Genomic DNA, 14,135 nt, shown 5'->3' with positions numbered 1-14,135 from the left:
CGAACGGTTTCGAGCGCATCGATAAAACAGTTCCTCGAGAGACGCTCGATCCGGGGCCTCTCGAGGTGTCACGAACCGAAAACCCGAAGACGGGTTACTTCTTGACCGCGCCGCCGGTGATTCCCTGTGCGATGTACTTCTGGATGTAGGTCAGTCCCAGCAGGACCGGGATACTGACGACGATCGAAGCGGCCATCGCGTGGTTCCACTGGACGTTGAACCCGGTGAGAAACGACAACAGTCCGACAGGGACCGTGTACTTGTGTTCGTTCGCCAGGAGAACGAGTGCGAAGACGAGTTCGTTCCACGCCAGGAGGAAACAGAAGATAAACGACGCGATGATCGGCGACTTCGCCATCGGTGCGACAACGTAGCGGAACTGCTCGTAGGGGCTACACTGATCGATCTTCGCCGCGTCGAGTAAGGACTCGGGGAAGTCGTCGAAGAAGCCTTTCATCAACCAGACCACGAACGGTGCGGTCATCGCCGCGTACAGCAGGACGAGCGCGAATCGGTTGTTGTGCAGGTGGATGGCATCCATCAGCTCCCAGACCGGCACCATGATGGCGGCACCGGGGAACATCAGCGATGCGAGCAGAAGTGACATGAACACGCCCTTCGCCGAGAACTTCCGACGCGAGAATGCGTACGCCGCGGGCGTTCCGACAGCGATCGCCAGGATCGACGCGCTGATCGAGATGACCAGGCTGTTGAAGATGTACTGTTCGAACGGTTTTCGGTCGAACGATCGCTGGTATCCTTCGAACGAGAACGTCTCGGGGAAGACCGTCGGCGGAATCGCCTGGATCTCGCCGGTCGTCTTCAGTGACGTTACGACGATCCAGTAGATCGGGAACAGCAGGAAGAACGCGATCACGAGGACGCTCGTGATGACGAGTACTCGCCGGAGCAACGCGCCGGCGGCCGAGTCGTAGAACCACGACTCGTTTTTCTTTGCGATACTCACGTCGAATCATCCTCCATCTGCTTGTAGACGTAGATGTACGCCCACGAGAACACGGCAAGTGCGCCGAACAGGAGCGTCGAGATCGCGGATCCGAGCCCGATCTGGTACTCCTGAAACGTCGTTCGGTACGCCATGATCGGCAACGTCGAACTGCTCTCGCCGGGTCCGCCTGTCGTCATCACCCAGATCATCTCGAAGTCACGGATCACGTAGATGAGCATCAACAGGACGCCGATCGCCAGTACGTACTTCATCTGGGGGAGTGTGATGAAGACGAACTTCTCGAACGGTGTCGCACCGTCTATCTCGGCGGCCTCGTAGAGGCGTTCGTCGACCGACTGCAGGCCAGTCAGCGTCAACAGCGCGAACAGCGGGAAGAGCCGCCACACCATCGCCACGAGCGGGCCGTACAGCGACGTACTCGGATCACCGAGGACGACCACGTAGGAGTCGAGGAGGCCAACCTGAACGCCGAGTTCGTTGATGATCCCGACGTTACTGCTGAACATAAATCGCCAGACCGTCGCACCGACGATCCCCGGGACGACCCACGGAATCAGCGTGATCCCCATCGCGACGCTCGTGTAGGGCACCTTCTCGTAGAGCAACCAGCCCACGAAAAAACCGAGTAGTACTGACAGGATCGAACCGGCGACGACCCAGATCACCGTATTCCAGATGACGCCGAGTAGCGTCGGATCGTTGAAGATCGTCACGTAGTTCTCGAGCCCGATGAACGTCTGTTCGTCGGGGCTGAGAAACGACTGGGCGAAGAAACTCGAGTAGATCGCCTGGAATATCGGGACGACGATGAACAACCCAACGAGCGCCATCACCGGTCCAACGATGAGATAGGGCTCGAGTTTCTCGAACGTCGCCGTTCGTCTCCAGGTGATCATCCGTTCTCTGTACTGTTCGATCGTTGACATTTATTAGCCGAGATTTTCGTCGATCGTCTCCTGGACGCTCGGTGCAATGTCGTCGAGCGCTTCCTGTGCAGTCGCGTTGCCGAGGATAACTGGCTGGATAGCGTTCCGGATGAGTTCACTCTGGATGCTCGCCAGTCCCGGGAACGACGGGAACACTTCGGTGGTCGCGAACAGCTGTCCCTGCTGTTGCAGTTCGATGAGGTCATCGTACTGCTGGCGGAAGAGATCGCTCGGGTTCTCCCAGGGCTCTTCGAAGGTCGGGAGCCGACCGCGGATTCCGACGTCGGTCCCGTCCTGGTAGCTCCAGGACTCGAGCTGGTCCATCTCGTGCCACCACTTCATGTACGCTAAGGCGGCGTCCTGTTCGGCCTCGGACTGGGCGCCGTCAGCCAACATCCAGGCCATCGCGTTCTGGATCAGCGCGTCGACCGGTTCGAACTGGCCATCCGGACTCGACGGTTCGGGTGCCAGCGTCACGATCTGGTTCTGTGCGTCCTGGAACATCTCCGGCGGATCGATCGTCGCCAGGATCGCCGGTGCGTGTGATAGCGTGACGAACATCCCGGTATTCTCGGCCATGAACATCCGTCCCGCGTCGATATAGTTGAGTTCGACCTGTCCGTCGGGGAGGACACCTTCGACGACGAGTTCCTCCCACAACTCGAGCGCGCCGACGAAACCGGGGCCGTTGACCGTGGTCTCGAGGGTGTCGGGGTCGAAGTATCGTCCGCCGTTCTGGTAGGCGAAGCCCTCGAAGTTGTTGGCGGTTAGCTCTTCGTCGGTCGCAGGGAGCGCGATGCCGGCATCGACGCCCGAGAGCTGTTGCATCTCGACGGCGTACTCGACGAGTTCGTCCCACTCACGTGGTGGTTCGTCGAACCCCGCTTCCTCCATCATATTGGGATTGATGTCGATGAACGGCCCCATGTCGGCGTACGGACCCGGTAGCCCGTACTGGCGTCCCTCGTATTGCATCGCTTCGACCATCTCGGGGATCAGCCCGTCGTAAATCTCCTCGAGATCGTCCTCCCACCGATCGTGGTCGATCGGCTGGACGGCGCCGACGGCGTCGTAGTCCGGAACGAGAATTCCCTGTCCCTGAATCAGGTGCGGAAGCGTGTCAGTTCCGGCCGCGGATGCGACCTGCTCGAACTTCTGACCCCACGCCTGGTGAGTGTAGTTGACGTCGAAATCGTCGAAGTTGTCGTAGTGATCCTCGATGAAATCACGTTCCTGTGGCGTCCCACCGAACAGCCAGTAGTCGATCTCGTCCGCACCACCGTCGCCGCCGTTACCACTTCCGTTACCGTTTCCATTACCATTACCATTCCCCCCGACACAGCCGGCGAGGCCAGCCGCGGCCCCTGCACCGAGCGCCATCAGGTAGGTTCGTCGTGTCTGGTTCGTACCGTCTGTCATACTTAATCCAGGTTACTCGGCGAAGTGACTGTGCCCAATGCTCTATCACTCGCCGTCTACTCCTGGCAAGGGACAGACCCCACTTGATACTATCTTAAATTTTCTGTGAAAAATCACGGCGTATAATTGCACATATCGTTCATGGTGGTCGTTCCCCGTCGCACGCGGGACGATCGGTCGGCAGAGACGACGGTTTCGGTCTCGGCGGTCGTCTCCTCGCTGAGTTCGCGGCCTCGTCGACCATCGCGACGGCCTCCTGGGTCGAGGCCGCCTGCTGTTCGCTCGCGGCGGGGTCGATGTCCTTGCGGTCTTGGGCGGGGACGTACCGGTCGGCGAACGTGTCCCCTTCCGTGCCTCTGGAACTCGCGAGAATCTCGCCGCTGTCGACGTCGGCGTAGTGAATTCCGTAGATGAAGTCGTTGGCCGTCCGATCGTTGAGACTCGACTGCTGGTCGGCCAGATAGGGGGTGATCGTCGACTCGTTGCCCTCCGTGACGACCGTCGACTCGGCGATTATCGTCACCAACAGCCGAAGTTGTTCGTCCCAGGACTCGAGCGTGCTCGCTTCCTGGTGGCCGGCGTTTGCAAACTCCCCTTCGACGTCCTGTTCGACCTCCGCCTCGATCTGGGCGGTCGCGACGAGCCCGGCGGCCCCGAGTATCATTTGGATAATCCATTCCAGGAGAACGATACGACGAACGGATTGGCCGACGGTGCTGACGAAAGCGGAGACGGTTTACGCGAATTCAGACATCACGTCGTCCGCGAACAGCTCCATTCCTGCCGTGTCGGGGAAGTCGACGAACCAACCCTGGAACTTGCTCACACCGAGATCGATCCGTCGTTCGATCGCTTCGGCACACTCCTCCGGCGTCCCCATCACGAAGTAGTCCCGCGCATCCTCCTCGGTCTCGATGTCTGCCTGATCGACGTACTCGTCCTCGAATTGGATCGGCAACATCAGGTCCAGCAGTCGCTCGAGTTTCTCCTCGTTGCGGGTACAGATGACGTGGCCGTCCCAGGAGTACTCGATCTCGTCGGGATCGCGTCCGACCGTCTCACAGTGGTCCTCGATGACGCCGATCTTGTGCTCGAGGGTCTCGAGGTCGCCGTTGAAGACGTCGGTGTTCCAGCCGTCGGCGTGTTTTGCGACGAGTTTGAGCGTCACCTCTTCGCCCTGGCCGCCGACGAGGATCGGCGGGTGGGGATCCTGGACGGGCCCGGGTTCGCAGTAGGCGCCGTCGATCTCGTAGTGCTCGCCCGAAAACGACGCACCCTCGTCGGAGTCGCTTTCCCACATCCCCTTCATTAGCCGGATGCTCTCGTCGAGACGCATCAGTCGCTCGAAGCCATCTCGGTACTCCCAACCGTAGGCCTCGTACTCGGGTTCGTGCCAGCCGGCGCCGAGGCCGAGTTCGAGCCGTCCCCCGGAGATGACGTCTAGGGTCGCCGCCATCTTCGCGACCAGCGCGGGGTTGCGATAGTCGTTACAGAGGACGAGCGAACCGATATTCATCTCGTCGGTGAAGCCGGTCATCGCCGACAGCAGGGTCCAGGCCTCGTACTCGGCGTGATCGCGCCCGAGCATGAAGTGATCCGGCGCCCAGGCGGCGTCGAACCCGAGTTCCTCGGCGCGTTCGATCCCCATCTTCGTCGTCTCCCACTCGAGCGTCTCGTAACACGGCGTGTCCCGGTGGGTCGGCTCCGATCCGGACTCCGGTGCGCCGGCGAACACCGGCACGTTGTACTCGAAACTGATGTCGGCCATGGTTACTCGACGCTGAAGTGCTCGAGCGCCTCGCGGTTCAGTTCAGCGCCGACGCCCGGCGTGTCGGGTACCGGGATCGTGCCGTTTTCGGGCGACGGCGGGTTGGCGTAGATGGCGTCGGCGTACGTCGACTCCTTGTCGGGTTCCTCGTACCACTCGGGGATCGGGAAGTACTCCGCCATCGGCGCGTTCGTCGACGCGGCGATGAAGTGAAGCGTCGGGTTCGTCCCCGTGTGCGGAATAACTGGAACGCCGTGTGCCTCCGCCATATCCGCGACGCGGACGAGTTCGGTCAACCCGCCGACACGGTGGACGTCCGGCTGGAGGATGTCGACCGCATCGCGCTCTAGCAGTTCCTTGTGTCCCCAGCGGGTGAACTCGTGTTCGCCGCCGGAGATCGGGAAGTTGGCCGCCTCGCGGATCTCCGCGTAGCCGTCGATGTCGTCGGGGATAACGGGCTCTTCGAGCCACGCCAGATCGTAGCGCTCGAGTCGTTTCGCCATCCGTTTGGCGTAGCGAGGCGTCCAGCCCATGTAGGCGTCACCGGCGATGTCGATCTCGTCGCCGACCGCGTCGCGGACTGTCTCGACCACCTTCTCGTTCTCGATCATCCCCTTGCGGCCGGCCTCGGGGCCGTGTTTGAATCGCAGTTTCATCGCGTCGAAGCCTTTCTCGGCGTAGTCGATCGCCTCCTGTGCGAGTTTCTCGTGGTCGACCGGGTGGAGGTTGCTCGCGTAGCAGGGGATTTCCTCGGTGACGGGACCGCCGAGCAGTTCGTACACCGGCTTTCCGGCGGCTTTCCCCGCGATGTCCCAGAGCGCGATGTCGACGGCGCTGATCGCCTCGATCGCCGCCCCCCTCCGCCCGAAGGGGATCGTCGCCCGGTACATCACGTCCCAGAGTTCGGTCCGATTCGTCGGGTCCTCGCCGACGATCAGCTTCGAGAGCGTCTCGTCGATGATCGTCGCGAGCGCCCCCGACGCCCAGTTGCCGTGGCCGACGCCGGTGATCCCCTCGTCGGTCTCGACTTCGACGACGACGTCGCCGACGGGCCCCATCCACTTGCGTCGTGCCTGTGGATTGTCGCCCTCGGCGTTGTTGTACTCGTCGTACTTGCTCATAACCGTCACGAGGGGGAATTCGACGAATTCGCCCCACGATTCTGTACTGACCTTCGTCGTGTTGATGTCCGTAATCTCCATCGTATTCACCGTCGTTCGTTCGCGCTTTCAGCTTTCCGCAGTGAGAGCAAAAGTGTTTGGAACGACTTCATCGCTTCCCCTTGACCAGGGTGTCGTCCGTACCGTCGAAGAGGTAGAGGTGTTCGCGGTCGACGCCGAGTTCGAACGCCTGTCCTTTCTCTAAGTCGTCGTAATCGTCGATGCGAGCCGTCACTCGCCGGTCGCCGACGTCGACGTAGACGAGGGCGTCACGACCCAGCGGCTCGATCACTCGAATCGTACTCTCGATACGAACCGTATCGTCGTCGGTTGCCGCTCGGAGGTCTTCGGGACGAATGCCGATCGTCACCGTCTCGCCCGTCGGGGTGGCCACCAGCGAGGAACTCGGGATCTCGGCGCCGAACTCCGTCGCGTCGACGACGAGGCCGCCCTCGGCGTCGGCGGTCGTTCCCTCGAAGAGGTTCATCGACGGACTGCCGATGAACTGTGCGACGAAGAGGTTCGACGGTTTCGCGTACACCTCGTCCGGTTCGCCGATCTGCTGGAGCGTTCCGTCGTTCAAGATCGCGATCCGATCGGCGACTGTCATCGCCTCCTCCTGGTTGTGCGTGACGTACACCGACGTGACGCCGAACTCGTCGTGGAGTTCGACGATCTCCGTTCGCATCGTCCCCTGAAGCTTCTCGTCTAAATTCGCAAGCGGCTCGTCGAACAGGAACAGCCGCGGATCGCGAACGATCGCCCGCCCCAGTGCGACGCGTTGTTGTTGCCCACCTGAAAGGTTCGACGGCTTCTGATCGAGCAGATCCGCAATCTCGAGCAACTCCGCGGCCTCCTCGACCCGGCGGTCGATCTCCCCGCTCGAGTAGTCCTCGTCGCTTCGTTTGAGGCCGAACGACATGTTCCCGCGGACGTTCATGTGCGGATACAGCGCGAAATCCTGAAACACCATCGCCACGTCCCGGTTTCGGGCGCGGACCTCGTTGACGATCTCCCCGTCGTACGTAATCGTGCCGTCGGTCGGCGTCTCGAGACCGGCGACCATCCGGAGCGTCGTCGTCTTCCCACAGCCGGAGGGGCCCACGAGAACGAGCATCTCGCCGTCTGCGATCTCGAACGACATGTCGTCGACGGCGACGATCTGTTGCCCGTTCGGGTCCGTGAACTCTTTCGTAACGCTCTCGAGAGCGATGTTTGTCATCGCTGTCGAGATTAGCAAACCCGGCTAATAAATGTTGTTCCATTACGCCGCGGACTCCGGGCCGCCCACGATTCGGTTGGGGATCGAACACCAGTCCAAATTTATTTGTAGGTGAAGGGGAGAGTGGGTAGTACTTGCCCAGTATGAGGTGCACCCATTAATGAAGGCCATCGTCCAGACCGGCCAACGGTCGGTCGAACTGCAAGAACGCGAGAAACCGACGCCGACCGCCAACGAGGTGTTGATCAGCGTCCACACCGCCGGACTCTGCGGAAGCGACGCCCACGCCTACAAGTACGAAGACGGCTACGAGTGGATTCCGATTCCTCGAGTCATGGGCCACGAGTACTCGGGGGAGGTCGCCGCCGTCGGCGAGGACGTCTCCGAGTTCGAACCCGGGGACCGCGTCGTCGAGGAGCCGATCCACGACTGCGGGACGTGTTTCCAGTGTAAGAACGGCCAATCAAACGTCTGTCAGAACTTCTCGATTACGGGGATGCACACCGACGGCGCCTACACCGAGTACACGACCGTCGAGTCCCACCACCTCCACGCGCTTCCCGACTCGATGCCCCTCGAGTACGCGAGCATCACCGAGCCGACGAGCATCGCGACGCGAGCCGTCTTCGATCAGTCGACGACCGTCCCCGGCGACACGGTTCTCGTCGAGGGGCCCGGACCGATCGGCGTCCTCGTCGCCGCTGTCGCCGATTCGATGGGCGCGAACGTCCTCGTCTCGGGGCTCGGAAAAGACGCCGAGTACCGCCTCCCGCTCGTGCGCGAACTCGGTATCGACACCGTCGACGTCGCGGAGGACGACCTCGAGTCGGTCACCGAGGAGTTCACCGACGGCATCGGGTTCGACGTCGTCTTCGATACGACCGGCCACGAGTCCGGCGTCGAGATGGCGATCGATCGGGTCCGAAAGGGCGGACAGGTCGTCGTCGTCGGCCTCCCCGGCGCGCCCAGTGAGGTGTTCATGACGCCGGTCGTCCGCGGCGAGATCGACCTCAACACCTCGTATGGATCGACCTGGCGCAACTTCGAGCAGGCGATCCGACTCATCGATAGCGGAGCGATCGACACGAATTCGATCATCGACACCTCCTATACCGTCGACGATCCGACGGCCGCATTCGAGGCCTTCCTCGAGTCGGAGACGTGCAAACCCGTCTTCTCGTTTCACGACTGATATGGATTACTGTGCCGATTTAACAGCACAACCGCGACCCGGGCGGCGGTTGCGCCGGGACTGACTGACAGCAAACCGGACGAAGCGGACTGCTGTACCGACGTACCGGTGGGATCGCCGCTCGGGCCACAATCTCACCGGAAACGACAGGCAGTGACCGTCTGATCCGGCTCGACCGACAACATTAAAGAGCGAACCGTTCGAACCGTTTTCGTATGGTGTACGACACACACACGCACGCCTGGGGAGCCCCGTCGCCGGACCATCCCTGGACGAACGGTCCGCTCCTCGAGGAGTACGCGAGTCGGTTCTCGACGGACGTCGTTTACCGCGCCGAACATCTGCTCGCCGACATGGACGAGGCGGGAATCGACGACGCGGTCGTCGTCGGCTATCCGATCACCGACTGGACCGACAACTGGTATACGATCCACGCCGCCGAGGAGTACGATCGCCTCGCCGGTATCGCGATGATCGATCAGTTCGCCGACGGTAGCGCCGACCGACTGCGTGAGATCATGTCCTCCGAGGACATGCTCGGATTCCGGCTCGGCGTCGTCTGCCCGTACGATCGAATGTGGGAGACGTTCGATCCCGACGTAACCTGGCTTCGGGACGCGATCGACGAGACGGCGTTCTGGGAGGCGGCCCTCGAAACCGACGCGATCGTCCAGATCCTCGCGGACACGAGCCAGCTCGAGCAGGTTCGAGAACTCGTCGAGGCGTACCCCTCGCTCCGGTATACCCTCGATCACTTCTCTCACGCCGACGCCGCGGACGATCCCGACGAGAGCTTCGCCGCCCTCGAGTCGCTCGCCGAGTACGAGACCGTGACGGTGAAACTCTCCGAGGTCGCCCACACCTCGAACGAGGCTTATCCCTACGAGGACGCCTCCGATCACGTTCGGTGGATGCTCGAGCGATTCGGCCGCGAACGCGTCTTCTGGGGTTCGGATTTCCCGAACGTCAGCCACCCCGACTACGGCGGGATGCGCTACGAGGAGACGCTGTCGTGGCTCGAGTCCGTGCCGTTTCTCTCCGATACCGATCGCGAGTGGCTCACCGACAGGGCGTTTCGTCGCTTCGTCGAGCGTTGAGGCGGATCGTCGTCTCGGCACTGACGGAGTCTCGTCGGCGTTCATCGCTTTGCAACGAAAAACCGCGAGAGACTGCTGAGGGCGAGGCGGTCTGCTGTCCGTCGTTTCCAGCTCGATGGCTACCGTTTTTCCGTCTCGGAATCTCCGGTTGGCTCCGACACTCCCGCTTGCACACGGGAGTCTCCGATTCGACGAACGACCTTCGTTTTCGTCGGCTCCGACTCGAGAGCGACGCCGCAGATCCGCGTGAATCGCTCGTCCGGTGTCTCCGGACGAGTTCTAGCGGATCGCTCGGACGGTGGTGGTGTGTCTGTCCTCCTCGAAAACGGGTATTTCGAGGCGATAGCGACCGATACGACGATCGAATCGGTCGTCTCTCCGACCGTCCGGCACGACCGGACAAGGTTAAGACCGTCCGGTACGAAGCCGGGTCTACAATGGGACAGCGCGACTCGAAACCGGTGCAGGCGGCCGCGACGACGTTCGAGGTCATCGAGGCGCTTCGCGAACTGAACGGTGCTGGGGTCTCCGAGCTGGCGTCGTACCTCGAGATGCCCAAGAGCACGGTTCACGACCACCTTCGGACGCTCGAGAGCGCGGAATATCTGGTCAACGACGGCGAACAGTACCGTGTCGGCGCTCGGTTTCTCGAACTGGGTGGGTACGCGCGCCGCCAGATGCGGTTGTACAGACTCGCTCAGCCGGAGATCGAGAAACTGGCCGAGCGAACGGGTGAACACGCCAATCTCATGATCGAAGAACACGGGAGGGGGATCTTCCTCTACAAGGCAAAGGGGGCGGACGCCGTTCAACTCGATACGCACGCAGGTATGCGCGTCCACCTCCAGACGACGGCGCTCGGAAAGACGATCCTCGCACATTATCCCGAGAACCGCGTCCACGACATCCTCGATCGCCACGGAATGCCGGAGGAGACCGATCGAACCGTGACGGATCGAGAGGCCCTGTTCGAGCAACTCGAGACGGTCCGTGAACGACGATACGCGACGGACGACGAGGAACGCGTCGAGGGGATGCGCTGTGTCGCGGCACCGATTCGAGGGTCGAACGGCACGGTTCTCGGCGCCGTCAGCGTTTCGGGTCCGACGAGTCGAATGGACGAAGAGACCTTTACGAAGTCGATGCCCAAGACCGTCCTGAGTACAGCAAACGTAATCGAAGTTAACATGGCTCACTCGTAGATCCGTTCGGCCATGCCGGACGGTTTTGGTTCGCCTGCCGCGTTTCGCCGGATAGATTACACACGTATGGCCGTAAATCGAGACGCTTGCCACCGGAAATCCGTCGCGACGTTTCCGGTGAGTGAGTCGGTTGCGTGCCGACGTGCGAACCCACGACCGGTTTAGCGACGCCGTCCATCATGGCGTCTGGGTTCGTTCGGTCGAGACGGTTCGAAAACTGACCAGAATAGGATTTGTTACTGTGGTAGTAATTATTCGGCCCGAGCTTAGCCTGACGACTTGCGTTCCGATCGAGCGCTCGAAAACGTGTGCTTGTCATCACAAATTCGAGTTTAATCCTCGGTTTTAACCACATCGCACTCAAAATATGGTGAGTGTATAGTTCAGTTTACTTTCACCGAGTGCGTGGTGATCGAAAATCTCGCCATAACAATCTGAAATTAATACTGTTATAAAATATTTTACTTCCGGGTATTGTACCAATCGAATCCGAACCAACCGTCCGAAAGGTCGTTCGACCACGTGCGCGTTCGGACCGACGAGCCACCGGGTGTGACTATCGGAGTCGTTTTCCCATTCACGCGCGCTCGCGAATCAGCAGCCGGAACGAGCGGCGTTGGTGGCCCGGGTATGGACAGTGAGTCAATCGGTTCGGCGACCACTATCGACGCGGTAGCGAGAACGTACCGTTCGCCGCTCGTTACCATCGACTCCACCAATTCATAGACTGACCGTACAGTTCGTGCCCCCGCTCGTCTTTCGCGCAGAACCGGATTCCCCCCGCGTGTACTGGTCCGTAATGACGCGGTATCGCCCGAGTTGATTCCCGTTCTCGAGTATCCGACTAACCGACACTTGAGCCGGCCGTTTCTCCCCCGCGGGCGTTTATGCCGGAACCCCGACCGTCGTCGCCGACGGGTTCGACCCGAACTTCTATGCGGTCGAACGTGGAGCAAACGGTATGCTCGATTTCCTCAGTCTCGAAGCGGACCTCGATCGTGAAGAGCGGATGATCCGCGATACGGCCCGGGAGTTCGTCACCGATCGCGTCGCGCCCGAGATCGGCGATCACTTCGAGGACGGAACGGCACCGACTCACCTGATTTCGGAGATGGGGGAACTCGGCTTTTTCGCGCCGAACCTCGAGGGGTACGGCTCTCCGAACGTTTCGGAGACGGCGTACGGATTGTTGATGCAGGAACTCGAGGCCTGTGACTCGGGATTGCGGTCGATGGCGTCGGTACAGGGGGCCCTCGTGATGTACCCAATCGACGCTTTCGGGAGCGACGAACAGAAAGAACGGTGGCTTCCGGCCCTCGGCGAGGGCGAGGCGGTGGGCTGTTTCGGACTCACCGAACCGGAACACGGCTCGAACCCCTCGGCGATGGAGACGGCGGCCGAGCGCGACGGTGACGGTTACCGTATCAACGGCTCGAAGACGTGGATCACGAACGCGCCGATCGCCGACGTCGCGGTCGTTTGGGCGCGCGACCGCTCGAGCGAAACCGAACCGGTCCGAGGGTTTCTCGTGGAAACCGACCGCGACGGCGTCTCGACCAACGAAATCGACGGAAAGCTCTCGCTTCGTGCCTCGAGTACGGGTGAGATCGGATTGAACGACGTTTTCGTTCCGGAGAAGAGCGTTCTCCCTGACGTTTCCGGGATGAAGGGGCCGCTGTCGTGTCTCACGCAGGCCCGATACGGCATCGCGTGGGGCGCGGTCGGGGCGGCCAGAGACTGCTTCGAGGAGGCCCGCTCGTACGCACTCGAGCGCGAGCAGTTCGGCGGACCGATCGCGCGCTTCCAGCTTCAACAGGAGAAACTCGCCGAACTCGCGACCCAAATCACGCTCGGGCAGTTGCTCGCCTTTCGCCTGGCCGACCTCAAAGAACGCGGCGACCTCCGGCCCCAACACGTCTCGATGGCTAAACGCAACAACGTTCGAATGGCCCGCGACGGAGCGCGAGTCGCTCGGGAGATACTCGGGGGCAACGGGATTACGACTGATTACTCGCCGATGCGTCACATGGCGAACATGGAGACGGTCTACACCTACGAGGGAACCCACGACATCCACACGCTGATCCTCGGCGAGGACCTCACCGGCATTCCCGCTTACACGGCGTGACCAACCGCCGCCGGTCTATCGTGACGACTGTAACGATTCACACACTGATCGCCGATCCGTCCGGCGATCAGGTGTACGAGACGTACAGTGGCTCCTATACGTCCTCCACCGCGTCCCGATCCACGGCCGAAACGACCACACCGAACCGCTTTTAGCCTTCCCCCCGGTCGGTCCGGACGATGGACGAACGGAACGCCGGCCCGGGGCCGAAACCGAAGGTCGCCCGTCTCATCGAGAAGTACGATCTCGAGGGGGTTGGCGACGACCTGGCGGCCCAGTGGACGGCCCCGGAGGATCGGACCGGCCTTCGCGGCCTCGCGGAGTCGTTCAACGAACGACTGCTTCGTGCGGCGTTAGCACGGGAGGGGATCGACACGATCACCGAGGACGTCGGCAACCTGTACGCGTTGCTCGCGGGCGAACGTGGGAGTCGCGGCGAACGAACGCAGGTCGAACGACAACTCGAGCGAAAGGGCGTCGACGTCTCGACGCTCAGGGAGGAGTTCGTCTCCTACGGTGCGATCAGGTCCTATCTCGTCAATTACCGAGGGGTAGCGCCGCCGTCGGCACAGAACGACCCGAGCCGGGATCGGACGGCCCAGACGATCGAAGGTCTCCGACGACGAACCGTCACCGTCTCCGAGGGGAAACTGGCTCGCCTCCAGGAGACGGACCGGCTCCGGATCGGCTCACACCGCGTTCTGGTCGACGTTCAGGTCCTCTGTGAGGAGTGTGGAAAACAGTACGAGATCACGAGTCTCCTCGAGTCCGGTGCGTGTGACTGCTTCGAGTCGTAGCACCCGGCGTTCTCGCGTTCGGATCCGAGCCGTTTCACGTGAAATCGCTCGGTATTCGACCTATGCGATCGGCGTCGAACGACGCGGTGGCACTCGACCAGAGCTGTAGTCGCGTTGAGAACGCCAATAGTCGAGTACCGGACGAAGAGACGATTCGAGAGAACGGTCGGTCCGCCAGGACGCACGCGATCGGCAGTGTTCGGGAGCGGCGAAAAATGTATAACAATAGTACCGGTGTTAGGGGTTCGGTAGCT

General features: G+C 61.5%; 12 protein-coding genes. 5 read left to right on the top strand and 7 right to left on the bottom strand.

Annotated elements, in window-relative coordinates; all coding sequences use genetic code 11:
- Nucleotides 1–94: 94 nt before the first annotated feature.
- From AB7C87_RS22235 to AB7C87_RS22205, 7 genes are all read right to left on the bottom strand, one after another.
- Complete coding sequence (locus AB7C87_RS22235) at nt 95–967, bottom strand: carbohydrate ABC transporter permease (RefSeq protein ID WP_369731714.1); 873 nt, start codon at nt 965–967, stop codon at nt 95–97.
- Nucleotides 964–1,896: a carbohydrate ABC transporter permease gene (locus AB7C87_RS22230; RefSeq protein ID WP_369731713.1), complete on the bottom strand. Its 933-nt coding sequence runs from the start codon at nt 1,894–1,896 to the stop codon at nt 964–966. Before AB7C87_RS22230 ends, AB7C87_RS22235 begins: the two co-directional genes overlap by 4 nt.
- 3 nt (nt 1,897–1,899) lie before the next feature.
- On the bottom strand, nt 1,900–3,315 hold the full coding sequence (locus AB7C87_RS22225; RefSeq protein ID WP_369731712.1) for an ABC transporter substrate-binding protein: 1,416 nt from the start codon (nt 3,313–3,315) through the stop codon (nt 1,900–1,902).
- Nucleotides 3,316–3,454: 139 nt separating this feature from the next.
- A complete protein-coding gene (locus tag AB7C87_RS22220) occupies nt 3,455–3,979 on the bottom strand; it encodes a hypothetical protein (protein ID WP_369731711.1) in 525 nt (174 codons plus the stop codon).
- 72 nt (nt 3,980–4,051) lie between these two features.
- A complete protein-coding gene (locus AB7C87_RS22215; protein ID WP_369731710.1) occupies nt 4,052–5,083 on the bottom strand; it encodes an LLM class flavin-dependent oxidoreductase in 1,032 nt (343 codons plus the stop codon).
- 2 nt (nt 5,084–5,085) lie between these two features.
- Nucleotides 5,086–6,285: an enolase C-terminal domain-like protein gene (locus AB7C87_RS22210; protein ID WP_369731709.1), complete on the bottom strand. Its 1,200-nt coding sequence runs from the start codon at nt 6,283–6,285 to the stop codon at nt 5,086–5,088.
- Between the two features lie 67 nt (nt 6,286–6,352).
- Complete coding sequence (locus tag AB7C87_RS22205) at nt 6,353–7,465, bottom strand: ABC transporter ATP-binding protein (RefSeq protein WP_369731708.1); 1,113 nt, start codon at nt 7,463–7,465, stop codon at nt 6,353–6,355.
- A gap of 160 nt (nt 7,466–7,625) precedes the next feature.
- Between AB7C87_RS22205 and AB7C87_RS22200 the strand changes: the two genes are divergently transcribed.
- The 5 genes from AB7C87_RS22200 (at nt 7,626) to rdfA (ending at nt 13,881) form a co-directional block, all read left to right on the top strand.
- Nucleotides 7,626–8,657: a zinc-dependent alcohol dehydrogenase gene (locus tag AB7C87_RS22200; RefSeq protein WP_369731707.1), complete on the top strand. Its 1,032-nt coding sequence runs from the start codon at nt 7,626–7,628 to the stop codon at nt 8,655–8,657.
- A 218-nt stretch (nt 8,658–8,875) separates the two neighbouring features.
- Nucleotides 8,876–9,754 carry an amidohydrolase family protein gene (locus AB7C87_RS22195; protein WP_369731765.1) on the top strand — a complete coding sequence of 293 codons (879 nt, stop codon included), beginning with the start codon at nt 8,876–8,878 and terminating at the stop codon, nt 9,752–9,754.
- A gap of 437 nt (nt 9,755–10,191) precedes the next feature.
- Entirely contained in the window at nt 10,192–10,956 is a 765-nt protein-coding gene (locus tag AB7C87_RS22190) for an IclR family transcriptional regulator (protein WP_369731706.1), read from the top strand.
- A gap of 961 nt (nt 10,957–11,917) precedes the next feature.
- The gene (locus AB7C87_RS22185; RefSeq protein WP_369731705.1) at nt 11,918–13,084 is read left to right on the top strand and encodes an acyl-CoA dehydrogenase family protein; all 1,167 of its coding nucleotides are present in this window, start codon (nt 11,918–11,920) and stop codon (nt 13,082–13,084) included.
- 179 nt (nt 13,085–13,263) lie between these two features.
- Nucleotides 13,264–13,881, top strand: coding sequence for a rod-determining factor RdfA (gene rdfA / locus AB7C87_RS22180; RefSeq protein ID WP_369731704.1), 618 nt, complete (start codon nt 13,264–13,266; stop codon nt 13,879–13,881).
- Nucleotides 13,882–14,135: the final 254 nt, after the last annotated feature.

Origin of the sequence: Natrarchaeobius versutus (assembly GCF_041205745.1) — an archaeon.
GTDB lineage: Archaea > Halobacteriota > Halobacteria > Halobacteriales > Natrialbaceae > Natrarchaeobius > Natrarchaeobius versutus.
Note: the sequence above shows the minus strand (reverse complement) of the source record. Positions and strands in the feature narration are given on the sequence as shown.